Below are 20,622 nucleotides of genomic sequence, written 5' to 3'. Positions count from 1 at the left end.
TCTCTGTCTGCCCCGAAGATAGGCGCCGGCGCCCGCCCGCGCCAGAGAGGTTCCCCTTGACCGACCTGCGCCCACCCGTCGCCGCCACACGGCCGCACAGCACGACCCATCACGGCCGCACGATCGAGGATCCGTACCACTGGCTGCGCGATCCCGGCTATCCGGACGTGGGCGACGCCGCGATCCTCGATCACCTGAAGGCGGAGAATACGTGGTTCGAGGCGGCGATGGCGCCGCACCGGCCGCTGATCGACACGATCTTCGCCGAGATGAAGGCGCGGATGAAGGAGGACGATGCCGGCGTGCCGCAGCGCGACGGCGACTGGCTCTACTGGTGGGCGTTCGAGGCCGGCGGGCAGTATCGCCTCTGGTATCGCCGGCCGGTGGCGGGCGGCGAGGCGCAGCTGATCCTGAGCGAGCCGGCCGAGGCCGAGGGCGCCGACTATTTCCGCCTGGGCGCCATCGCCGTGAGCCCGGACGCACGCCTCCTCGCCTGGACGGCCGATGCGAGCGGGGCGGAGCGCTTCACCCTGCGCATCCGCGACCTGGCGACCGGCGCGAACGTGGAGACGGTGACGGAGGTGGCGAACGGCGGCGTGGTGTGGTCCGCCGGATCGGACGCGGTGGTGTTCACCGAGGTGAACGACAATTGGCGCACCTATCGCGCCCGCCTGCACCGGCTGGGCGGCGATCCGGCGGCGGCGACCACGCTCTACGAGGAGATTGACGACATCGGCTTCAACGTGGGCGTCGGCCGCACGCAGGATCGGCGGTGGATCGCCATCCAGACCGGCGATCACGAGACGAGCGAGGTGCGGCTGGTGCCAGCCGCCGATCCGGCCGCCGCGCCGATCCTGGTCAGCGCGCGGCAGGCGGGGCGGCAATATGCCGTCGATGCGTCGCACGATCGCCTCTGGATCCTGACGAACGACGATCACGTCAACTTTCGCTTGGCCCAGGCCACGGTCGACGCGCCGGACGCGTGGACCACGGTGATCGCCGGATCGGATCGGGTGTATCTGCGCGGCGTCTCCAGCTTCGCGCGCCACCTGGCGATCAGCGAGCGGGTGGACGGGCTCGACCAGATCCGGCTGCGCACCTATGCCGGCGACGAGCATCGCATCGCCCTGCCGGAGGCGAGCTACACCGCGGCCCTGGCCAGCAACCCGGAATATGATCCGCCGGCCTACCGGCTGACCTACGCCTCGATGATCACGCCCGACACGGTGTTCGACTATGATCCGGAGGCGCGGACGCTCGCCACCCTGAAGGTGCGGGAGGTGCCGTCCGGCTACGATCCCGCGCGCTACGCCACAGAGCGGCTGATGGTGCGCGCGCGTGACGGCGCGCAGGTGCCGGTCTCGATCGTCTACCCCGCCGGCTTTCCAAAGGACGGGTCCGGCAGGCTGTTCCTCTACGGCTACGGCGCCTACGGCATCGCCATCCCGCCCGGCTTCGCCACCGGCCGCCTCAGCCTGCTCGATCGCGGCTACGCCTATGCCATCGCCCATATCCGCGGCGGCGACGATCTCGGCTACGGCTGGTATCTGGACGGCAAGCGGGAGAAAAGGTGGAACGCCTTCCGCGACTTCGTCGACGTGGCGAAGGGGCTGATCGATGCCGGCTTCACGCGCGCGGGCAACATCGCGATCAACGGCGGATCGGCCGGCGGCGAACTGATGGGCGTCGTCGCCAACACCGATCCGGGCCTGTGGGGCGCGGTGGTGGCGGACGTGCCGTTCGTCGACGTGCTCAACACGATGCTGGACGACACGCTGCCGCTCACCCCCGGCGAGTGGCCGGAATGGGGCAATCCGATCACCGATGCCGCCGCGTTCGATCTGATCGCCGCCTACTCGCCCTACGACAATGTGGCGGCGCAGGATTATCCGCCGATGCTGATCACCGGCGGCCTTAACGATCCGCGCGTCACCTACTGGGAGCCGGCGAAATGGGCGGCGCGGCTGCGCGCGACGAAGACCGGGGATGCCGCCCTGCTGCTGAAGATCAACATGGGCGCCGGCCACGGCGGCAAGAGCGGCCGGTTCGAGGCGCTGCGCGAGGTGGCGGAGGCCTACGCCTTCGTGCTGACGCAGATGGGAGGCGGGGCGGCGGACGCATGAGGACGTTCGAGACGGTCATCACCGCGCAGCCGGCCGACATCGACGAGATGGGCCATGTGAACAATGCCGTGTGGGTGCGCTGGATCCAGGACGTCGCCGGCCTGCACTGGCACGCGGCGGCCGATCCGGCGCATGTCGCGGCCTATCTCTGGGTGATCGTGCGGCACGAGATCGACTATCTGCGCGGCCTGACCGAGGGCGGCACGGTGACGGCGCGGACCTGGGTGGGCGAGGCGCCGAAGGGCGCGCGGTTCGATCGCCACATCGAGTTCGTCGGGGCGGACGGCCGGCCGCACGTGCGATCGAAGACGACGTGGGCGATCATCGACCGGGCGACGGGCCGCCCGCTGCGCGTGCCGCCGGAGGTGACGGCGCGGTTCGTGTAAGCGCCGGCTGGACTTCCCGTGTTTGTCGCGGTTTCCGAGCCGGCAGGTGATTCCACCTGCCTCGAAACCGCTCTATCCCTCCAGCGCGTCGAGCACGGCGGTGATCGCGGCCGGCGCCGAGACGAAATCCATGTGGCGGCAGGCGACGGCGATCCGGTGGTCAGCCTCCCCCGCCTGCCCGCGCGAGGAGGCGGGGGAGACGATGCCGTCCTCGGCCGACCACAACGCCCAGGTCGGCACCGGCGGCTTGACGGCGAGGTCCACCGGCAGCGGCGGCGCATCCACCGCATGGCCGTTGACCCACTCGTAGAGCTTCCACGCGCGGTTGGCGTGGAGATCGCCCGAGAAGGGGCTGCCGAGCGTGATGACCCGGTCCACCGCCGCCGGCGCCGCCTTGGCGAGTTCGCGCGCGTAGAGCCCGCCCAGGCTCCATCCGATCAGCGAGACGGGCGCCGGCAGCGCCGCCACCCGCGCCAGCATGCGATCGAACAGCATGCGCGTAAGGCCCTGGTTCACGCCCTGGCCCCAGCCGTGGGCGCGATAGCCGGCGGCCTCCAGCGTGTGGCGCAGCCGGCTGGTCAGCAGATCGCCGGCGAGGAAGCCCGGCAACACCAGCACCGATCGGCCCTGGCCGTCCCGCCCCGCGGCGGCCGCATCGACCCGGCCGTACCAGGACGGCTCGGTGACGAGCAGCGGCAGCTCGCCGAGCATCCGGCCAAAGGAGGGCGTGTCGCCGTCGGAGGGCCGCTCGCTCATGCCGAAGGGATGGCACATCGCCGCCCGCTTGTCGAACGGCGCCGGCCGCCGCCCTTTCCGTCCGCGCGATCGCCCGTCTATAACCGCCGCTCCACGGCGGGGCGGACGGACATGGCGCGAGGGCGAGCGGGCGGCGACGGCGGGCGACGGCGATGAACGGCGGGCTGCCCTGGCGGCACCTGCTGCTGGCGATCGCCGTGGTCGCGGTATGGGGCACCAATTTCGTCGTCATCCGCATCGGCCTCGATCATCTGCCGCCCCTGTTCTTCGCCGCGCTGCGCTTCAGCTTCGCCTTCCTGCCGCTCGCGCTGGTGCTGCCGCGCCCGCGCGTGCCGTGGCGGCGGCTGGCAGACTACGGCCTGCTGATCGGGGTCGGCCAGTTCGGCCTGCTCTTCTACGCGATGAACGGGCGGATCACGCCCGGCCTCGCCTCGCTGGTGGTGCAGAGCCAGGTGTTCTTCACGATCCTGCTCTCGATGCGATCGACCGGCGAGCGGGTGGGCCGGGTGCAGTGGCTGGCGCTGGCGCTGGCGACGGCCGGCATCGCCGTCATCATGGCGCACGCCGATGCCCACACCACCCCGCTCGGCCTGCTGCTGGTGCTGCTCGCCGCCGCCAGCTGGGCCGGCGGCAACCAGGTGACGCGCACCGCCGGGCCGGTCAACATGCTGGCCTTCGTCGTCTGGGCCAGCCTGTTCTCGGCACCGCCCCTGTTCGTCGCCGCGCTGCTGGTGGAGGGCTGGCCGGCGATCGCATCCGGCCTCGCCCGCGCCGATGCCGTCACCTGGGGCGCGGTGCTGTGGCAATCCACGGCGAATCTGATGTTCGGCTACGCCGCCTGGGGCTGGCTGCTCGCGCGCTACCCGGCCGCCACCATCACGCCGCTGGCGCTGCTGGTGCCGATCTTCGGCATGGGCGCCTCCACCCTGTGGCTCGGCGAGCCGATGCAGGCGTGGAAGCTGGCCGCGGCCGGCCTCGTGCTCGCCGGGCTGGCGATCAACCTGCTGTGGCCGGTGCTCGCCCGCCGCCTGCCGCGCGGCGACGTGCCGGCGGGCTGAGCCGGCCCTTGCGTCTCCACCCTCCGTCGCGCGCGGCCGCTCTCCGGCAGCCACTGCGGCGAAAGGGGTGACGGCGCGTGCGCGAGGCTGTAGCGACGCCGCTTGGCGCGCAGGCCGCGTCACGATGGAGCGGAGTGCCATGATCGAAGCCGAATGGTGGGACTATGACGACGAGGCGGAGTTCGCCGAGGCCGTGGCCGGCGACGTCGCCTTCATCATCGAGAGCGCGCTCGATGCGCGCGGCCAGGCCCTCGTCGCCTTTCCCGGCGGCTCCACGCCGGCGCCGGTCTTCGCCCTGCTGGCGAAGAAGCCGCTGAAGTGGAAGAACGTCACGATCATCCCCGGCGACGATCGCCTCGTCCCCGTGACCGACAAACTGAGCAACGTGGCCATGATCGGCAAGGCGTTCCTGCCGCTCGGCGCGCGGGTGCTGCCGATCGCGCCGGCCGAGACCAAGGACTACAGGATGGCCGGCAAGGCCGCCGACGCGCGGCTGGCCGATCTCCACTGGCCGCCCGATCTCGTCTGGCTGGGCGTGGGCGACGATGGCCATACCGCCTCCATCTTCCCCGGCCCCGATCTCGATGAGGCGCTGAACGCGCCCAAGGCGAGGCGCGCCATCGGCGTGATGCCCGATCCGCTGCCGGCCGACGCGCCGGTGCCGCGCGTCACCCTCACCCGCGCGGCGATCCTCTCCGCCCGGGCGATCATGATTGCGCTGAAGGGCAAGGAGAAGCGCGCCGTGCTGGAGAAGGCGATCAAGGACGGCCCGCTCTCGTCCGTGCCGGTCGGCCGCGTGCTGGCCGATGCCGAGCAGCCGATCGACATCCACTGGTGCGCGTGACGCGGGGCGACCTCCCTGTCCCGAGCGCAGTCGAGGGACCGGCCGGGCGCTGTCGCGACGATAGGCGGCGGGAGGCCGGCTTCACTGGTGGGCGGTATCACGACTGCGCTCGATACAAGGCGGCGAGGCGTGTCTCGACTGCGCTCGACACAGGGCGGCGAGGCGTGTCTCGACTGCCTTCGACACAGGGACTTGGGCCGTAGGCCAGAGATGAAGGACGAAGCATGACGCAACCGCTGCGGATCGCACTGGCCGGGCTCGGCACCGTCGGGGGCGGGGTGGTGAAGCTGCTCGACACCAACGCCGCCCTGATCGAGCGCCGCGCCGGCCGCGCGATCGAGATCGTCGCCGTCTCCGCGCGCGATCGCACGCGCGATCGCGGCATCGATCTCGGCCGGTTCGAATGGGTCGACGATGCGGCGACGCTCTGGCGGCGCGACGATATCGACGTGGTGGTGGAACTGATCGGCGGCGCCGACGGCCCTGCCCTCACGCTCGCCCGCGCCACGCTCGGCGCCGCCAAGGCGTTCGTCACCGCCAACAAGGCGATGATCGCGCATCACGGCGTGGAACTGGCCGCCACCGCCGAGAAGACCGGCACCGCGCTGAAGTACGAGGCCGCCGTGGCGGGCGGCATCCCGGTCATCAAGGGCCTGCGCGAAGGGGCGGCGGCCAACGTGATCGGCCACGTCTACGGCATCCTCAACGGCACCTGCAATTACATCCTGACGACGATGGAGAAGGAGGGCCGCGACTTCGTCGAAGTGCTCGCCGAGGCCCAAGCGCTGGGCTATGCCGAGGCCGATCCCAGCTTCGACATCGACGGGGTGGATGCGGCGCACAAGCTGGCCATCCTCTCCAGCCTGGCGTTCGGCACCGAGCTCGATTTCGGCTCGGTCGCGATCGCCGGCATCCGCCACGTGATCGCCGCCGACATCGCGGAGGCCGCCGCGATGGGCTATCGCGTCCGCCTCGTCGGGCTGGCCGAAGCGGGCTCCAAGGGCCTCTTCCAGCGTGTCCACCCGTGCCTCGTGCCGCTCGATCACCCGCTGGCGCACGTCTCCGGCTCGCTGAACGCCGTGGTGGCGGAAGGCAATTTCGTCGGGCGCCTGTTCTTCGAGGGGCGCGGCGCCGGCGAGGGGCCGACCGCGTCGGCCGTCGTCGCCGATCTCATCGATATCGCGCGCGGCGAATATGGCCCGGCCTTCGCCATGCCGGTCGCCAGCCTCGCCCGACCCGGCGCCGCGCCCGTAGGCGAGCGGCGCGGCCGCTTCTACCTGCGCTTCACCGTGGCCGACCGGCCCGGCGTGCTGGCCGAGATCACCGCCGCCATGCGCGACGCCGGCGTCTCGATCGAGAGCATGATCCAGCGCGGCGCCGCGACCGACGGCAGCGTGCTGCTCGCCCTCGTCACCCACGTCTGCCCGGAACGCTGCGTGACCGATGCGCTGGACCGGCTGGACGGATCGCAGAGCATCGTCGGCCGGCCGATGCTGATGCACATACTGGATATCTGACGCGCGGCGGGCCCGCGCCACGCTTTATCGACAATGCAACCGGCCTCGCCTATCGCGAGGGCGTATCGAACGAGGGGTGAAAGATGGTCACGGCAAGCAAGGCGCTCGATCGCGTTCTGGTGCTCGAAATGGTGCGCGTCACCGAGGCCGCGGCGATCGCCGCGTCCCGCATGGTGGGTCGCGGCGACGAGAAGGCGGCCGACGCCGCCGCCGTGGAGGCCATGCGCAAGGCGTTCAACGGGCTGGAGTTCGACGGCACCGTCGTGATCGGCGAGGGCGAGCGCGACGAGGCGCCGATGCTCTACATCGGCGAGAAGGTGGGCAGCGCCCAGGGCACCGGGCCGAAGATCGACATCGCGCTCGATCCGCTGGAAGGCACCACCATCACCGCCAAGGCCGGCCCGAACGCGCTCGCCGTGCTCGCCATCGCCGAGGAAGGCGGCCTGCTGAACGCGCCGGACGTGTATATGGACAAGCTGGCGATCGGGCCGGGCTACGAGAAGGGCCTCGTCAGCCTCGACAAGTCGCCGACCGAGAACGTGCAGGCGCTGGCTGCGGCCAAGGGCGTGAAGCCGGAGGAGATCATCGCCTGCGTGCTCGACCGCCCGCGCCACGAGAAACTGATCGCCGAGCTGCGCAAGATCGGCTGCGGCATCATGCTGATTCCGGACGGCGACGTCGCCGGCGTGATCGCCGTCACCAACCCGGACACGACGATCGACATCTATCTCGGCTCCGGCGGCGCGCCGGAGGGCGTGCTGGCGGCGGCGGCGCTCCGCTGCGTCGGCGGACAGTTCCAGGGCCGCCTGCTGTTCCGCAACGACGACGAGAAGGGCCGCGCCGCCAAGTGGGGCGTGACCGACCTCGATCGCATCTACCAGCTCGAGGATCTGGTGAAGGGCGACGCGATCTTCGCCGCCACCGGCGTGACCGACGGTTCGCTGCTGGCCGGCGTCAAGCGCCGCAAGGGCTGCATGACCACCGAGAGCGTGGTGATGCGCGCCAGTTCCGGCACCGTCCGCTGGGTGAAGGGCGAGCACAAGCTCGGCTGATCGCGCCCGCCGGGCCGTCCGCCCGCGGCATCGCACCGTTCGGCGACCCGTGCGTTCTGCGCATGGGAGGCCGGACGGCGGGACGATGGACGGACGTGTGCAGGAGAGGCTGGCGGGTGCATCCGGCACCGCGCTCGTCATCGCGCTGATCGGCTACGCGCTGATCGCCGGCCTGCGGATGGACGTGCGCGCGCCGGTGGAGGAGGCGCTCACCCTCGTCACCCTCTCCACGCCACGGCCGCCGCCGCCCGAACCGCGCCGGCCCCAGCCGCGCCAACCCAAGTCGGGCAAGCCCAGCGGCAAGGCGGCGCCGGCCAATCTGCGCAACAAGGCGAGCGCCGTGGTGGCGCCGCCGCCCGTCATCCCGCTGCCCGTGGTGCCGCCGGTGATCGCCGCCGCGAAGCCCGCGACCGGCACGGCGCCATCCTCCGGCGCGGCCGACCGACCGGGCTTGGGCGAGGGCGCGGGCGGCAGCGGCGACGGGCGCGGCAACGGCGGCTGGGGTGACGGCGAGGGAGACGGCGGCGGCGATACCCCGCCGCGCCAGGTGCGCGGCCGCCTGAAGTTCAGCGACATGCCGCCGGCGATGCGGGAGGCCGGCGTCGCCGGCACCGTCTCCGTTCGCTACAGCGTGGAGGTGACGGGCCGGGTGGACAATTGCATCGTCGAGCGATCGAGCGGCACCCGCGCGCTCGACGATCTGACGTGCCGACTGATCGAGCAGCGTTTCTTCTACCGCCCCTCGCGCGACGAGACCGGCCGCCCGGTCCGCTCTGTCATCGAGGAAAATCACAGCTGGATCGTCGACCGCGACGATGATCGCGATTAGCCGGCGCGGGTGTGACCCGCACCCGCATTTTACGACAGCGGCATCCCACCCGCAGGCTTGAGCGCGATCGTCGTCGCGGCCGCGTCGAGCCGGTGAGCAAGGCGCTCCGATCCCCGTCGATCGTTCGCCGCCGGCACCCTGCCGTGCTGAGAGATCGAGACCGTCAAGGCCTGTGATGCTTTGCCGGACGACGAGGAAGGCGGCGGGTGCGTCTTCGGCGACGCTCTCGGGTCGGATCGCCCACGGTGCAGCCGAAAGTGTGGCGGCCGCCAATCTCCGGCCGGACCGCCCTTGGATAAGATCCACCGATTTGAACGCTGGTGACCCCAACGGGACTCGAACCCGTGTTTTCGCCGTGAAAGGGCGACGTCCTAGACCGCTAGACGATGGGGCCGGCGAAGGCGGCGCTTAGGGGGAAGGGGCGGCAGGGTCAAGCGTCGCGTCGGTCAATCGGCCCACGCGGCATCCTCCAGATGCATCTCGGCCGCCGGCCGCGCGCCCCACTCGTCCAGCCGCGCGCGTCCGGCCAGCCACAGCCGCCGGGTGCCGCCGGCGCCGAGCAGCGCCTGGCCCAGCGCGCTCTCCGCCTGGCGGAAGGCGATCGTCTTGATCGATCGGCCGTCCTCCCCCGCCACGATCGCGCGGACATGGCCGCTGCCCACCACGTCGGCGCGCACCACCCGCACCGGCCCGGCCGCCACGCGCGGCGCCGGCCAGCCCGCGCCATAGGGGCCGCCGGCCTCCAGCGCGGTCACGAGGGCGGGGCCGACGCCGCCCGGCGCCACCACCGCATCCAGCAACAGCGCGCGCTCGTCCCGCGCGCGCGCCACCTCGGCGGCCAGGCGCTGTTCGAGGAAGTCGGCGAAGGCCGCGATGCCGTCCGCCGCGATGGTGATGCCGGCCGCCATCGCGTGCCCGCCGCCGGCGACCAGCAGCCCGGCATCCTTTGCAGCTAGCACCGCCGCGCCGAGATCGACGCCGCCGATCGACCGGCCCGAGCCCTTGCCGACACCCGCCTCGTCCAGCGCGATGACGATCGTCGGCCGACCCAGCGACTCCTTCAGCCGCCCCGCGACGATGCCGATCACGCCCGGATGCCAGCCCTGCCCGGCGACGATGGCAACCGCCCTGTTGCCCTGCCCCAGCGCGGCGGCGCCGGCCGCCTCGGCGACTTGGGCCTCGATCGCCCGCCGCTCCTCGTTCAGCCGGTTCAGCTCGGCTGCGATCGCCCGCGCCTCGTCCGGATCCTCCGTGGTGAGCAGCCGGACGCCCAGATCGGACTTGCCGACGCGCCCGCCGGCATTGATGCGCGGGCCGAAGGCGAAGCCCAGATCGTGGCAGGTCGGCGCCCGCTCCAGCCGCGCCGCCTCGGCCAGGGCGGCCAGGCCGATGTTGCGCCGCGCCGCCATCACCTTCAGCCCCTGCGCCACGAAGGCGCGGTTCAGCCCCTTCAGCTGCGCGACATCGGCCACCGTGCCCAGCGCCACCAGATCGAGCAGGTCGATCAGCCTGGGCTCCGGCCGGGTGGCGAACCAGCCCTCGCGCCGCAGCAGCCGCAGCAGCGCCGCGCCGAGCAGGAAGGCGACGCCCACGGCGGCGAGGTGGCCGTGCGCCGCGCCCTCCGCCTCGTCCAGCCGGTTGGGGTTCACCAGCGCGTGGGCGTGGGGCAAGGCGGCGGCGCACTTGTGGTGATCGACGACGATCACGTCGACCCCGGCATCGCGCGCCATCGCCAGCGCCTCGAACGCCTGCGCGCCGCAATCGACAGTGACGATCAGCCGCGCGCCGCCGGCCGCGATCCGCACCAGCGCCTCGCCGCTGGGGCCGTAGCCTTCCATCAGTCGATCCGGGATATAGGCCTGCGGGTCCGCGCCCAGCGCGCGGAGCAGGCGGATCAGCAGGGCGGCCGATGTGGCGCCGTCCACGTCATAGTCGCCGAATATGGTGATCGGCTCGCCACCGCGCACGGCGGCGGCAAGCCGCTCGGCCGCGCGATCCATGTCGCGGAAGATGGACGGATCGGGCATGAACGCGCGGATGGTGGGGGCACGATGATCGGCGATCCCCTCGCGCGGGCAGCCCCGCGCCAGCAGCAGGCCGGTGACGAGATCGTCGGGGCGGAAGCCGGCATCCAGCCCGTCGGTGCCAAGGCCGCGCCAGCGCCACGGCTGCCCCAGGATCGATCGGGTCACGTTCAGGACATGGAAGACATCGGCCATCGCCACCGGCCTAGCCGATCCCGCCGGTCAGGGGAATCCACGCAATGCCTGCTGCGGTTGGCCGGCGTCATGCCCGGCCGGTCGCGGCGGACGACGATGCCGGCAACCGCATCGGCAATCGTGCGTTCGGTGCGCGAAGGAGATCATGAGATGAAGCACAAGCTGGCAATCGCCGCCCTCGCCGCCATCGTGGCCGGGCCAATCGCCCTGCCCGCCCCCGCTATGGCGGACCGGCATTATGACCGCGACTACAAGCATGACCGCTCGTATCGGGGCCGCGATCGCGACTATCGCCGGCGCTGCGATGGCGGCAACGGCGCCGTGGGCACGGTGGCCGGCGGTGCGGGTGGCGCGCTGATCGGCAATGCCGTGGGCGGCGGCACGATCGGCACGATCGCCGGTGGTGTCGGCGGCGCCCTGCTCGGCCGTCACCTGGACAAGAAGAACACCAAGTCCAAGAACGGCTGCTGATTCGGCTGGCTTGGATCTGCGGCGCGCATCGGCTGAGGCCGATGCGCGCCGTTTTCATTCGTGCGTGGGGTGGCAGCTAAGCCGTAGGTCGGCGAGGCCCGCTCAGAACGCCACCTGCACGCCGCCGCGCACCGTATAGCTGTAACGCTCATTCTCCACGAGCTGGCGGCTGTTGCCGATGTACCGGCGCCACGGTGCGTCGGTGAGGTTGGAGCCCTCGGCGAACAGCACCACCTCCGGGATCACGGCGAAGCTCGCGCGCGCGTCTAGCTGGCCGTTATGGTCGGTGAACTGGTCGGTCGCGCGGGTCGCGCCGACCGTGTCGAGATAGGCCGAGCGGTAGGAGTAGGCGACGCGCAGCGCCAGCCGGTCCTTCTCGTAGTAGAGCTGGGCGCTGGCGACGTTCTTCGACTGGAGGAAATTGTCCACCTTGCCCGCACGGTTGGGTACGCCGCGCGCGCTGCCGCCAGTGCGTGTGTAGTTCAGGCTCACGCCGAAGCCGTCGAACGGGGCCGGCAGGAAGGTGAGCGGCGCCTGGAGGTTCACCTCGACGCCGTAGATCTCGGCCGAGCCGGCGTTGATCGGCTGGGTGACGCCGGCGTTGGTCAGCACCGTGCCGCCGAACGTGCCGCTGGCGACGCGGCTGAAGGCGACGATCGGATCGTCGATATGCTTGTAGAAGCCCGCGACCGAGAGCAGCCCCTTGCCCGGCAGGTAATATTCCACCGAGACGTCGCCATTCTGCGATTTCAGCGCCTTCAGGTCCGGATTGCCCAGCGAGACGGTGTTGGCGCCGCTATCCACCTGCACGAAGGGGGCGAGATCGTCATAGTTCGGGCGGCCGATGGCGGTGGTGCCGGCGGCGCGGATCACGAGCCGGTCCGTCGCTTCGTAGCGCAGGTTCAGGCCGGGGAAGACATCCGTATATTTCTTGCGGCCGACGATGTCGAAGCCCTGCGTGGCGGTGGAGGCGGCGGTAATCGACTTGCCCTTGTAGGTGCCGTCCGTATGCTCGACGCGGACGCCGGGGATGATCGTCAGCCGATCGAGCCTCACCGTCGCCATCGCATAGCCGGCGTAGACATCCTCGCTGACGTCGTAATCGGCGATCAGGCTGTTGGTGAGCGAGGCCGCCGATTGAAGACGGCGCGCGCGGGGTTGGCGGTGACATAGGCCTGCGCGCGATCATAATCGACGCGCGGCCCGAAACGGTAGCGCCCGTCATACAGGAACAGGCCGTCGTTCACGCCGGCGACGGACAGGTTGAACCCGTTCAGGTCGTTCTGCTGGAAGGCCCGGTCGTTCGTCTTGTCGCGGCGCAGGAACTTGCCGCCAGCCTTGATGACGGTGTCGTCGCCGAACGCCAGCGGGATCTCGATATCGGCGCGGCCCTGGTAGAGTTCCTCCTTGGCGCGGCGGCGATCATAGTTCACCTGCAGCGCGGAGAAGAAGCTCGGATCATAGGAGCGGTTCGGCGCGCCGGTCGGGTCGACGATGAACAGCGTGTCGGAGAGGTCGATCGTGCCGGCGACGCCCGCCGCCAAACTGTTGCCGGTGCGGAACTGGAATTCGGAACGCAACGGATCCTTCTTCGTCGCCTTGGAATAGGTGCCCTCCACCGACAGCTTCGCGCCGCCGCCCAGGCCCAGCTTGCCGCCGCCCTGCACCGTCAGCGTGTCGTCGTCCTCGATGCGGCGGCGGACGAAGCGGGTGGCGCGGCCGCCGGTGAAGCTGGCGGTATCGCCTACCTGGTTGAAGATGCCGGTGCCGCTGCCGTTGGCGGCGCGCGCGCCCGGCAGGGCGATGCGGAACTGGTCGCGCGTCTCATTGTCCTTGAACACGGAGTAGAGCGTGCGGAGGAAGAACTGGGTGTCGTCGCTCGGCCGGCAGTCGAGATTGGCGACCGCGCCGTAGCGCCGGCGGGTGAGGTTGTAGTCGCGCAGGCGGAAATCGTCCGGCACCACCTGCCCGTTCAGCACGCGATAGTTGACCGATCCCTGGACGTTCTCGGACTCGATCGGTCGGCGCGAATAATTGCCGGAAACGACGAGGCCGAAATCGCGGTTCGCGCCGAAGCGGGTGCCGAAGGTGGCGTCGCCCTCATAGGGCTTGCGGTCGCTCAGGTCGTTCAGGCCGTATGCGCCGCGCGCGTAGAAGAAGGTGCCCTTGCGGTCGAACGCGGTCAGCGTGTTGATGTCCACCTGGCCGGCGATGGCGTTGGCGTCGCGATCGGCGGTGAGCGTCTTCACGACGGTGACGGAGCCGATCAGCGAGGAGGGAATGTCGTCCAGCTTCACCTGCCTGCCCTCGGGCTCCGGCGCGGCCGCGGTCTGGCCGTTGATGGTGACGTTGGCGAGGTTCGGATCGCCGCCCCGGATGATCACGTAGCGGCCCTCGCCCTGATCGTTCGCCACCGAGATGCCGGGCAGGCGGCGTACCGCCTCCGCGACGTTCTGGTCGGGCAGCTTGCCGACATCGGTGGAGGCGACGCTGTCCTGGATGTTGTTGGCGGCCCGCTTGGCATCGATCGCGCGGATCTCCGCCTCGCGCTGACCGGTCACGACGATGTCGAGCGGGTCGCCGACATCCGCCTCGACCGGCGCCGTGGTGGGCGTATCGGTCTGCGCCAACGCCGGCACGGACGTTGCGGAAAGCGCCGTCGCCAATGCGACGAGCGCGACGTTACGGTCGCCGATGGCGCGCACGATCGTTCCCCCTGAACAAATTGTCATGAATTATCGGCTGCCGTTAGGCGGTCGCGATGACAGCGGGATGACGGTTTTCAGCCACATTTCTGACGGCCATTTAGCGGTTGCGCGTGCATCGGCCCGCCCCTATCCGCCCTGCGCGTCGGCCGTGGGAGATGCGCCATGTTGTTCGCCCAGTTCGCCGCCGCGATCGCCGCCACGGCGCTGCCTTCACCCCTGCCGACGGCGATCGTTGGCGCGGTCGGCGAGACGCAGGCGGTGGCGAGCGCGCGCGACGCCGCCGACGATCCGGCGATCTGGCGCGATCGCCGCCACCCGGAACGCAGCCTGATCGTCGCCACCGACAAGCAGGCCGGGCTCAACGTCTACGCGCTCGACGGGCGCCAGATCTCCTCGCTGCCGGCCGGGCGGGTGAACAATGTCGATATCCGCGTCGTCCGCGCCGGCGGGCGCGACCGCGTGATCGTCGCCGCCAGCGATCGCAACGATCGCGCGGCGGGCAAGCTCGCCTTGTTCGAACTCGACACGGCGGCCGGCCGCCTGACCGAGATCGGCCGCTACCCGGCGGCGGTGGGCGAGGCCTACGGCCTCTGTCTCTACCAGCCGAGGCGCGGGCCGCTCTACGCCTTCGTCGTGGACAAGGACGGGCTGGTGAGCCAGCTGCGCGTCGACCTCGCCGCCAGCGCCGCCCCGATCGTGCGGCGGATGAAGCTGGCGACGCAGAGCGAGGGCTGCGTGGCGGACGACCGCACCGCCACGCTGTACGTCGCCGAGGAGGATGTCGGCATCTGGCGCTTCGGCGCGGAGCCCACGGCGGCGGTGACGGGCGACCTCGTCGCCGCGGCGGACGGCCAGCGGCTGGTCGCCGATGCGGAGGGGCTGGCGATCGCCGCCAGAGGCAGGCGCGGCGGCTGGCTCGTCGCCTCCAGCCAGGGCGACAGCGCCTACGCGGTCTACCGCCTGCCGGACATCGCCTATGTCGGCCGCTTCCGCATCGGCCCGGGTGCGACGATCGGCGGCACCAGCGACACGGACGGCATCGAGATCGCCACCGCCCCGTTCGGCGGCGACAGGCGTGGCGGCATCATGATCGCGCAGGACGGCGACAACGCGCCCGCCGCGCAGAACTTCAAGATCGTGCGCTGGGCGGACATCAAGGCGGCGCTGCGGCTGCGATAGCCCACCCCGCCGGCGCCGCACCGCCGCCGCCGTCACACCGTCGCGTGCGCCACCGCATAATGGGTCATGCCCTGCGCCGCGAGGGCCTCGTCCAGCATCAGGATGGTTTCGAGCAGCGGCGCGTCCTCCCCGGTGAAATTGGCGAGAATGTCGTTCAACCCCTCATGGTACAGCACGCCGCCGGTGTTGCGCACGGCGACGGCGGGGAAGATGCGGGTGAGCGCGGGCAGGATCGCGCCGCTGTCCGCACATTCTGACGGGTCGAGCGCCACCAGCGCCTGCTCGTCCGGCCGCATCACCCGGCGCGGTATGGTGCCTAGCCGGCCGTCGCTCCAGCGGAAGAAGCGGTCGGGCAGGATGGCGCGCAGCCTGCTCCCCGCATCAAGCCAGGCGTCGGGATATTGCATGCGGGTGGGGCCGACGAAATCGTTCATGTAAAAGGTGCCGCCACCTTCCAGCGCGCGGCGGCTCCACGCGATCGCCTCGGCAGCGGAAGGCATGTGGTGCAGCGCGTTGTTCCAGTAGACCAGATCCACCGCGATCCGCGCGGCGAAGTCCACCATGTCATTGTGAAAGACGATCCGATCGGCCAGTTCGGCGTCGGCCGCCGCCCGCCGCCCCTGCGCCACCCGCACCTCCGAAATCTCGTGGATGTCGACCCGATCGACAAGGCCGCTCCGGACCAGCGCGATCTCCTTGGCGCCGGCGCCGGCGCCCACCGACACCGCCCGGCGGAAGCCGCCCGGCGACAGGCGTCGCAGCAGCGCGATATCGCCGTCCACCACGCCGGTGCCGGCGACGCCGCCGATCAGGCGGTTGACGTGCGCCACGATCGCAGGATGCAGCCACCAGCGTGTCGCCCCCACGGGCGCGGCCATCCTGTTCCAGTGGTCCGCACTCGTCCTCGTATCGTCCATGCGGCCAACCTCGCTCCGGTCCGGCCCGGTGGCGCAGCCTAGTCTCGGAACGATGACGGGATCGGGGCGCCCGCGCGCCGGCCTGTCAGAGGACGATGATGCCGTCCGCCAGCCACGGCTGCATCAGCACCTGATGCTCGGCGCTCTGCGAGAAGTTCAGCAGCAGGTCGCCGAGATCATGGTCCGCCCGCAGCTTGCTGGTCCACGCCGCGATGCCGGTCGGATCGCCATCGCGATCGAGCACGTTGCGGTAGAGCTGTTCGACGATGCCGCGCTCGTCCAGCCCGGCGATCTTGGCCTGGAACTCGGCCGAGGCGGCGAAGCCGTCGGCGATCGCATCGAGGCTGAGGGTGTGGGACTGCGCCGCCGCCACCCAGTTCGCCAGCCCGTCGCGATCCGGCAGGCGATCGGCGAAGGCGTCGTACAGCGAGCTGATCGCCGCATAGGTCTCGTCGTAGATGAAGAAGCCGGCATCGGTGCGCGCGTGGGTGACGGAGCGATATTCGGCGCTCTCCGAGAAGCCGACCACCACCTCGCCGCGCGTCAGGTGGCCGCTCTCCAGCGCGTTCATCCAATTGGCCTTGCCGTCCGGATCGGACGCCCGGCCGAGCGCGCCATTGTAGAGGAACTCGACGAAATCCGCCGTGCCGAGGCCCGCCGTCTTCGCCTGGAATTCCTGGCTGCCGGTGAAGCCGTTGGCCGCGGCGATCAGGCTTCCGCCGGCATCCAGCCCGTGCACCCAGGAGTTCAGCCCCATGCTGTCCGGATCGCGTTCCAGCACCAGATAATAGAGGCGGGCGATCTGGGCGGCGTGGCTGTCCGCATCGCTGGTCTGGTAGCCGTCGGCGAATTGCAGCGTCTCGATCGAATCCAGCGTGTCGACCCCGCCCTCCGGCCCGCCCGCCACCGTGCCGTGGCCGCCGGACATGCTCCGCTGATAGCTGCTCGCCAGCGCGGCATAGACGGCGGTATCGCTATCCTCGCCGCCGTACAGCAGGTCGGATCCGGGGCCGCCCACCAGCGTGTCGTTGCCGGTGTCGCCGAAGAGCATGTCGTCGCCCGCCGTGCCGACGAGATGGTCGTCCGCCAGCCGCAGCGAGACGCGGTAGCTGCCGATGCCGTGATCGGCCGACATGGCGGCGAGATAGAAGGTGCCGGACGTGGTGGGCGTGAAGGCGATGCGCGCATCCAGGCTGCCGCCATCGTCGTCGTTCACGGCCACCGCGGCCAACGTACCGTCGAGCAGCGCGAGCATCGGATCGGCGAGCGTCAGGCCGTCATCATGCGCGGCCCCGGCCATGTCGAACACATAATGCGTGCCCGCGGTCAGCTGCACGCGGATGGCATCGCGATCGTCGGCGGCGTCGATCATGCTCGTCATCGTGCCGTTCAGCGCCAGCGTGGCGCCGGTATCGGCGCCGCCGGCGATGTCGGGCTCGGCCGTGGCGCTGGTGACGAGATAGGAACCGGTGATGCCCGCATCATGGCCGGCGGCGCGCAGATAATAGGTGCCGCTGGCCTGTGGCGTCACGACGAGCGCGGCATCCTGCGTCGTCGCGCTCGCATCGTCGTTCGCGGCGATGGCGGTGCCGGCGGCATCGTAGACGGACAGTGTCGGATCGGCGAGGGTGCCGCCGCCGCCGTCGACGCCAGCGACCGTGAAGCGATAGGTGACGCCGCCGACCAGCGGGACGGCGAACCAGTCCTCGTCGCCGCCCACCTCGATCGTGCCGCGGGCAGACCCGTTCGGCGCCAATGCGGTGGCGGTGGCGGGCGACTGGCCGTGATCGTCGGCGACGATCGCGCTCTCGGCCATGCTCAGCCGGTAGGTGCCCGTGCCCGAAAAGGCCGACGCGGCGAGGTAGTAGGTGCCCGACGCCGCGGCGAGGAAGTCGATCCGCGAATCGAGCCCGTCATCGCCATCGTCGTTCGAGGCGATCACAATCATGTTCGCATCGAGCAGGGTCAAGGTCGGATCGGCGAGGGTGAGGCCGGTATCGTTCCACGATCCGCCCAGATCGAACCGATAGTGCGCGCCGGCCGCCAGATCGACCCGGACCAGATCGACGTCGCCGTCCGTCTCGATCTCGCTCTCGATCGCGGCCCCTGCCCGCAGCAGCGCCGTCGTCGACGAATCGTCAGCAATATCCACGAGTTGGGAACCTCTTGTCGGAGCGGGCGCGTGCCCTCCGATAAGCGGGTCGCTCATGCGATACGGTTTCGATCGATAGTGAATTGGCTCGTAACACTCTGGCGCAGCCGGACACGCGAAACGGTTAACATTTCGCGGCTGGATCGTTTACGATTCGGCGGCCAGCCCGAGCAGGTGCGGCGCCGAAGGGGACGAGAGGCAGATGACGGCAGCCGCGACGCAATCCCGCCGTCAGGAGAGCCCGGAGGAGCAGGCCGATATCGGCCTGCGTCTGTTCGAGCGGGGCGATCGGGCGGCGGCGATGCCGTGGATCGCGTCCGCCGCCGATGCCGGCGAGCCGCGCGCCTGCTACATGCTCGGCGTCGCCTGCTTCAACGGGGATCATGTGGAAGTGGATCCGGTCCGCGCGAAGGCGCTGCTGCGCCGTGCGGCGCTGGCCGGCATCGCCCCCGCCGCCGCCGCGCTGCGCGAGATCGAGCGGGCGGAGGCGCCGACGGAACCGGCGCGGGCCGATGCCCTGCTGTCCGACCAGGCGGTCGCGGCCAGCGTGCAGGCGCTGGCGATCCTGCCGGAAGTGCCCGCCGCCGCCATGCCCGGATCGCTGGAGGCGATGCTGGTGGAGATGCTGCTGCCGATGCTGCGCGCGCGGCTGGAAACCGCCCTGCCCGAGGCGTTCGCGCGGCTCGCCCGCGCCGCCGCCGCCGGTCTGCCGCCGCCTCAGCCCGGCCGCGCCAGCCCGCCGATATCATAGTCCAGCCGCCGCGCCGCGACGACCGCCAGGCTCGCCGTCTCATATTCCAGCCGCAGCCGGCTCGCCGCCTCCGCCCGCTTCGGCAGGCTGCGCAGATCGAAGGCGAGTCCCTCGCGCAGGATTTTAACGCCATCCACCCGCTCCGAAGGTGCGGCGGCGGCGCTGCGGGCGGGTTCCGCGCCGGGCGCCCGCTTCACCGGCGCGGCGATGTCGCCGGCACGGCCCATCGCGCGCAGCACGGCGGCACCGGCGGCATAGGTGCTGGTGCGGGCGGCGACGTGCGCGGCCTCGGCCTCGAACAGCTCCTGCTCGGCATCGAGCACGTCCAGCGTGTCGCGGAAGCCGGCCTTGCGCTCGATCCGCACGTCCTTCACCGCTTCGCGATCGGCGACGCGCGCGGCATCGGTGGCGGCGATCATCGCCCGCCCGGCGCGCATCCGGCTGAACGAGGTGCGCACCTGCGAGACGATCGCGCGCTCCGTGCCGATCACGTCCTCGCGCGCCGCCTGCCGCAGCGCGCCCGCCTGCCGCGCCGCCGCGCCCACGCGGCCGCCCTGGAACAGCGGCACCCGCAGCACCAGGCCGATCCGTGCATCGACATGGTCGCCGCGCACGTTGCCCGTTGCGTTGCCATAGTCCACCGATCCGGCGAAGCCGAGGCTGGGCAGTCGATTGGCCCGCGCCGCGGCGTAGGCGCGGTCGGCCGCCTGCGCGGTGGCCCGCGCCTCAGCCATCTCCGGCCCGTAGGCGATCGCGATGTCCACCGCCTCGTCCGGCGCGGCGGGCAGATCGGGCAGCGGCGGCGGCTCCTCCAGCGAGGCGGGCAGGTGGCCGACGACGCGCCGATAGGCCTCCTGCGCGGCCACCCCGTCCGCCTCTGCCAGGGCCAGCTGCGCCTCCGCCCCGGCGAGCCGCGCCCGCGCCTGCTGCACGTCCGTGCGGCTGGCCTCGGCGTGCCGCTTCAGGGAGACGGTGGTGGCCAGCTCGTCCCGCAGCACCGTGACCAGCCCTTGGCGCAGCTCGACAAGCCGCCGGCGCTGCATCGCGTCCAGATAGGCGCGCACCACCTCCAGGATCAGGTCGCCTTCCTCGCCGCGCAGGCGCTCGGCCCGCGCCTCCGTCCGCAGCGCGGCGGCGCGCACGGCCTCGCGCACGCGCCCGCCCTGGAAGATCGGCACCGCCACGTCCAAGCCGCCGGTGCGGATCAGCCGGGGATCGGAGAAGGCGTTGCGGTTGCCGATCGAACGCTCGCTCCGCGCCGCGAGGGAGAGGCTCGGCTGGCCGGCCGCCCGGGCGATATCCTCCCGCGCGGCGACGGCGAGGAAATCGGCCCGCGCGCCGCGCAGCACCGGATTGCTGTCGAGCGCCTGCGCCAGCGCCTCGGGCAGGCTCTCCGCCCGCACGCTCCATGCCGGGCCCACGCCGAAGGCGACCGTGCCGATCGCTCTCAGAACGAGCCGCTGGGTGGCGATCGAGGAGGCGGCGGGCGACTTCCGGATCATGGACCGACCGGGGTAGCCCCGGCGAGGAACCGGCGCTGTCGCGCCCTACCCCCCTGCGCCCGCCCGCCGGCCGGAATCCGGGATCGTTCCGCGACGGCGAAGCTCGACATAGGGCTGGATCATTCCCGGATGAACGGCGCCGGCCGCGGCGAACACAA

Annotated in this window: 17 protein-coding genes and 1 tRNA gene; 10 read left to right on the top strand and 8 right to left on the bottom strand. The window is 71.2% G+C overall.

What is annotated here, in order from left to right; translation table 11 throughout:
- Nucleotides 1-56: 56 nt before the first annotated feature.
- Nucleotides 57-2,123 (top strand): S9 family peptidase, encoded by a 2,067-nt coding sequence (locus GNT64_RS18395; protein ID WP_231639090.1) that lies wholly within the window; start codon nt 57-59, stop codon nt 2,121-2,123.
- Nucleotides 2,120-2,509, top strand: coding sequence for an acyl-CoA thioesterase (locus tag GNT64_RS18390; protein ID WP_156680840.1), 390 nt, complete (start codon nt 2,120-2,122; stop codon nt 2,507-2,509). The genes GNT64_RS18395 and GNT64_RS18390 overlap by 4 nt, the downstream gene beginning before the upstream one ends.
- Nucleotides 2,510-2,581: 72 nt before the next feature.
- Here the strand turns inward: GNT64_RS18390 and GNT64_RS18385 are convergent, their stop codons facing one another.
- A complete protein-coding gene (locus tag GNT64_RS18385; RefSeq protein WP_156680839.1) occupies nt 2,582-3,265 on the bottom strand; it encodes an alpha/beta fold hydrolase in 684 nt (227 codons plus the stop codon).
- 152 nt (nt 3,266-3,417) lie between these two features.
- Here GNT64_RS18385 and GNT64_RS18380 point away from each other — a divergent pair, with 152 nt between their 5' ends.
- The 5 genes from GNT64_RS18380 to GNT64_RS18360 all read left to right on the top strand — a co-directional run bounded on the left by GNT64_RS18380 (nt 3,418) and on the right by GNT64_RS18360 (nt 8,565).
- On the top strand, nt 3,418-4,323 hold the full coding sequence (locus GNT64_RS18380; RefSeq protein ID WP_156680838.1) for an EamA family transporter: 906 nt from the start codon (nt 3,418-3,420) through the stop codon (nt 4,321-4,323).
- Nucleotides 4,324-4,462: 139 nt separating this feature from the next.
- Nucleotides 4,463-5,167 (top strand): 6-phosphogluconolactonase, encoded by a 705-nt coding sequence (gene pgl, locus GNT64_RS18375; protein WP_156680837.1) that lies wholly within the window; start codon nt 4,463-4,465, stop codon nt 5,165-5,167.
- A 224-nt stretch (nt 5,168-5,391) separates the two neighbouring features.
- Nucleotides 5,392-6,684 carry a homoserine dehydrogenase gene (locus GNT64_RS18370; RefSeq protein WP_156680836.1) on the top strand — a complete coding sequence of 431 codons (1,293 nt, stop codon included), beginning with the start codon at nt 5,392-5,394 and terminating at the stop codon, nt 6,682-6,684.
- 83 nt (nt 6,685-6,767) lie between these two features.
- Nucleotides 6,768-7,736, top strand: coding sequence for a class II fructose-bisphosphatase (gene glpX, locus GNT64_RS18365; RefSeq protein WP_156680835.1), 969 nt, complete (start codon nt 6,768-6,770; stop codon nt 7,734-7,736).
- Nucleotides 7,737-7,821: 85 nt separating this feature from the next.
- Complete coding sequence (locus tag GNT64_RS18360) at nt 7,822-8,565, top strand: energy transducer TonB (protein WP_197277095.1); 744 nt, start codon at nt 7,822-7,824, stop codon at nt 8,563-8,565.
- Nucleotides 8,566-8,883: 318 nt separating this feature from the next.
- Here the strand turns inward: GNT64_RS18360 and GNT64_RS18355 are convergent.
- Nucleotides 8,884-8,959 (bottom strand) — tRNA-Glu (locus GNT64_RS18355).
- A gap of 52 nt (nt 8,960-9,011) precedes the next feature.
- Entirely contained in the window at nt 9,012-10,784 is a 1,773-nt protein-coding gene (gene recJ / locus GNT64_RS18350) for a single-stranded-DNA-specific exonuclease RecJ (RefSeq protein WP_156680834.1), read from the bottom strand.
- Between the two features lie 150 nt (nt 10,785-10,934).
- On the opposite strand from recJ, the gene GNT64_RS18345 reads away from it, so the two are divergent.
- Nucleotides 10,935-11,255: a hypothetical protein gene (locus GNT64_RS18345; RefSeq protein WP_156680833.1), complete on the top strand. Its 321-nt coding sequence runs from the start codon at nt 10,935-10,937 to the stop codon at nt 11,253-11,255.
- A 102-nt stretch (nt 11,256-11,357) separates the two neighbouring features.
- On the opposite strand, the gene GNT64_RS22055 is transcribed toward GNT64_RS18345, so the two are convergent.
- Nucleotides 11,358-12,320 (bottom strand): TonB-dependent receptor domain-containing protein, encoded by a 963-nt coding sequence (locus GNT64_RS22055; RefSeq protein WP_338420392.1) that lies wholly within the window; start codon nt 12,318-12,320, stop codon nt 11,358-11,360.
- A 44-nt stretch (nt 12,321-12,364) separates the two neighbouring features.
- The gene (locus GNT64_RS22050; protein ID WP_231639089.1) at nt 12,365-13,960 is read right to left on the bottom strand and encodes a TonB-dependent receptor plug domain-containing protein; all 1,596 of its coding nucleotides are present in this window, start codon (nt 13,958-13,960) and stop codon (nt 12,365-12,367) included.
- Nucleotides 13,961-14,125: 165 nt separating this feature from the next.
- Here GNT64_RS22050 and GNT64_RS18335 point away from each other — a divergent pair, with 165 nt between their 5' ends.
- A complete protein-coding gene (locus tag GNT64_RS18335) occupies nt 14,126-15,142 on the top strand; it encodes a phytase (protein ID WP_156680832.1) in 1,017 nt (338 codons plus the stop codon).
- A gap of 32 nt (nt 15,143-15,174) precedes the next feature.
- Here GNT64_RS18335 and GNT64_RS18330 read toward each other — a convergent pair whose 3' ends face one another.
- Nucleotides 15,175-16,059 carry a class I SAM-dependent methyltransferase gene (locus tag GNT64_RS18330; protein WP_156680831.1) on the bottom strand — a complete coding sequence of 295 codons (885 nt, stop codon included), beginning with the start codon at nt 16,057-16,059 and terminating at the stop codon, nt 15,175-15,177.
- Between the two features lie 85 nt (nt 16,060-16,144).
- Nucleotides 16,145-18,211, bottom strand: coding sequence for a DUF4214 domain-containing protein (locus tag GNT64_RS18325; protein WP_197277094.1), 2,067 nt, complete (start codon nt 18,209-18,211; stop codon nt 16,145-16,147).
- Nucleotides 18,212-18,413: 202 nt separating this feature from the next.
- On the opposite strand from GNT64_RS18325, the gene GNT64_RS18320 reads away from it, so the two are divergent.
- On the top strand, nt 18,414-18,962 hold the full coding sequence (locus GNT64_RS18320) for an SEL1-like repeat protein (protein WP_156680829.1): 549 nt from the start codon (nt 18,414-18,416) through the stop codon (nt 18,960-18,962).
- Here the strand turns inward: GNT64_RS18320 and GNT64_RS18315 are convergent.
- Nucleotides 18,929-20,464, bottom strand: coding sequence for a TolC family outer membrane protein (locus GNT64_RS18315; RefSeq protein WP_156680828.1), 1,536 nt, complete (start codon nt 20,462-20,464; stop codon nt 18,929-18,931). The two genes, GNT64_RS18320 and GNT64_RS18315, sit on opposite strands and share 34 nt — an antisense overlap.
- Nucleotides 20,465-20,622: the final 158 nt, after the last annotated feature.

The sequence above is a fragment of the Sphingomonas profundi genome (assembly GCF_009739515.1).
Classification (GTDB): Bacteria; Pseudomonadota; Alphaproteobacteria; order Sphingomonadales; family Sphingomonadaceae; genus Alterirhizorhabdus; species Alterirhizorhabdus profundi.
The sequence above is the reverse complement of the archived record's forward strand: the minus strand, read 5'-3'. Positions and strand labels throughout refer to the sequence as shown.

Coding starts and splice junctions, on each gene's coding strand:
- GNT64_RS18335 (WP_156680832.1), top strand. CDS start 14,126: ATGTTGTTCGCCCAGTTCGCCGCCGCGATCGCCGCCACGGCGCTGCCT.
- GNT64_RS18380 (WP_156680838.1), top strand. CDS start 3,418: ATGAACGGCGGGCTGCCCTGGCGGCACCTGCTGCTGGCGATCGCCGTG.
- GNT64_RS18345 (WP_156680833.1), top strand. CDS start 10,935: ATGAAGCACAAGCTGGCAATCGCCGCCCTCGCCGCCATCGTGGCCGGG.
- GNT64_RS22055 (WP_338420392.1), bottom strand. CDS start 12,320: ATGGCGACGGTGAGGCTCGATCGGCTGACGATCATCCCCGGCGTCCGC.
- GNT64_RS18390 (WP_156680840.1), top strand. CDS start 2,120: ATGAGGACGTTCGAGACGGTCATCACCGCGCAGCCGGCCGACATCGAC.
- GNT64_RS18370 (WP_156680836.1), top strand. CDS start 5,392: ATGACGCAACCGCTGCGGATCGCACTGGCCGGGCTCGGCACCGTCGGG.
- glpX (WP_156680835.1), top strand. CDS start 6,768: ATGGTCACGGCAAGCAAGGCGCTCGATCGCGTTCTGGTGCTCGAAATG.
- GNT64_RS18315 (WP_156680828.1), bottom strand. CDS start 20,464: ATGATCCGGAAGTCGCCCGCCGCCTCCTCGATCGCCACCCAGCGGCTC.
- recJ (WP_156680834.1), bottom strand. CDS start 10,784: ATGGCCGATGTCTTCCATGTCCTGAACGTGACCCGATCGATCCTGGGG.
- GNT64_RS18360 (WP_197277095.1), top strand. CDS start 7,822: ATGGACGGACGTGTGCAGGAGAGGCTGGCGGGTGCATCCGGCACCGCG.
- GNT64_RS18330 (WP_156680831.1), bottom strand. CDS start 16,059: ATGGACGATACGAGGACGAGTGCGGACCACTGGAACAGGATGGCCGCG.
- GNT64_RS18385 (WP_156680839.1), bottom strand. CDS start 3,265: ATGAGCGAGCGGCCCTCCGACGGCGACACGCCCTCCTTTGGCCGGATG.
- pgl (WP_156680837.1), top strand. CDS start 4,463: ATGATCGAAGCCGAATGGTGGGACTATGACGACGAGGCGGAGTTCGCC.
- GNT64_RS18320 (WP_156680829.1), top strand. CDS start 18,414: ATGACGGCAGCCGCGACGCAATCCCGCCGTCAGGAGAGCCCGGAGGAG.